The sequence below is a fragment of the Pseudodesulfovibrio sp. JC047 genome, assembly GCF_010468615.1.
In the GTDB taxonomy this organism is placed as follows: domain Bacteria; phylum Desulfobacterota; class Desulfovibrionia; order Desulfovibrionales; family Desulfovibrionaceae; genus Pseudodesulfovibrio.
In genome coordinates, this window is the sequence record NZ_WUEH01000042.1 from 3,912 (window position 1) to 5,514 (window position 1,603).

Below are 1,603 nucleotides of genomic sequence, written 5' to 3' on the forward strand. Positions count from 1 at the left end.
CAGGTAGGTGGGTCGAGCAGACCAAGGCGCTTGAGAGAACTCTGGTTAAGGAACTCGGCAAAATGACCCCGTAAGTTCGCAAGAAGGGGTGCTCGAAATTGTTATCAATTAACTTTGTGCGCGATTTTGAGACGCAGCGAATCGGGGGGGGCGACTGTTTACTAAAAACATAGGTCTCTGCTAAGTCGTAAGACGATGTATAGGGACTGACGCCTGCCCGGTGCTGGAAGGTTAAGAGGAGGGGTTAGACTTCGGTCGAAGCTCTGAATCGAAGCCCCAGTAAACGGCGGCCGTAACTATAACGGTCCTAAGGTAGCGAAATTCCTTGTCGGGTAAGTTCCGACCTGCACGAATGGCGTAACGATCCCCCCACTGTCTCAACCAGAGACTCAGTGAAATTGAATTCCCAGTGAAAATGCTGGGTACCCGCGGAAGGACGGAAAGACCCTGTGCACCTTTACTGCAGCTTGACATTGGTATTTGATTGATAATGTGTAGGATAGGTGGGAGACTTTGAAACATGCTCGCTAGAGTGTGTGGAGTCACCCTTGAAATACCACCCTTTATTACTTAGGTATCTAATCCATAGCCGTCATCCGGCGTGGAAACAGTGTCTGGTGGGTAGTTTGACTGGGGCGGTCGCCTCCTAAATAGTAACGGAGGCTTGCAAAGGTTCCCTCAGGCTGATTGGAAACCAGCCGTTGAGTGCAAAGGCATAAGGGAGCTTGACTGTGAGAGAGACATCTCGAGCAGGAACGAAAGTTGGTCTTAGTGATCCGGTGGTTCCGCATGGAAGGGCCATCGCTCATAGGATAAAAGGTACGCCGGGGATAACAGGCTGATCGCGTCCAAGAGTTCACATCGACGACGCGGTTTGGCACCTCGATGTCGGCTCATCACATCCTGGGGCTGAAGCAGGTCCCAAGGGTACGGCTGTTCGCCGTTTAAAGTGGTACGCGAGCTGGGTTTAAAACGTCGTGAGACAGTTTGGTCCCTATCCTCCGTGGGCGTAGGAGAATTGAAGAGGGTCTGCCCCTAGTACGAGAGGACCGGGGTGGACGAACCTATGGTGTTTCTGTTGTCACGCCAGTGGCATTGCAGAGTAGCTAAGTTCGGAAAGGATAACCGCTGAAAGCATCTAAGCGGGAAGCCCGCCTCAAGATAAGTTCTCCCTGGACATTAGTCCCTAAAGATCCCTTGAAGACTACAAGGTTGATAGGCTGGAGGTGTACGCAGTGTGAGCTGCTTAGCTGACCAGTACTAATAGATCGTGCGGCTTATTTGACATTATATAAAGGAATTCTCTCTTCCCCTGTTTACTTATATATTTGAGTAGACATTACTCAACTCTTTTTCTTGGTGCCCAAGGAGGAGGGGGTACACCCGGTCCCATTCCGAACCCGGAAGTTAAGCCCTCCATCGCCGATGATACTGCATGGTAGCGTGTGGGAAAGTAGGTCGGTGCCAAGGATCTTTTCAAAAAGCCCTGATTCAAATGAATCAGGGCTTTTCTTATGCGGCACCATGTCAAGAACTCCCTTTCTTCGTTGTTTTCTCTTTAATTAGGCCAGGCTTCACCCTCGCCTTATGGCGTATTAGTAAT

At 50.3% G+C, this 1,603-nt stretch carries 2 rRNA genes (1 of these 2 running past the window's edge); both read left to right on the top strand.

The window, feature by feature from the left end:
* Nucleotides 1-1,285: ribosomal RNA gene (locus GO013_RS17090) — 23S ribosomal RNA — on the top strand; it begins 1,856 nt to the left of the window's first position.
* A 70-nt stretch (nucleotides 1,286-1,355) separates the two neighbouring features.
* Nucleotides 1,356-1,470, top strand: a 5S ribosomal RNA gene (gene rrf / locus GO013_RS16520).
* The last annotated feature ends 133 nt before the right edge of the window (nucleotides 1,471-1,603 follow it).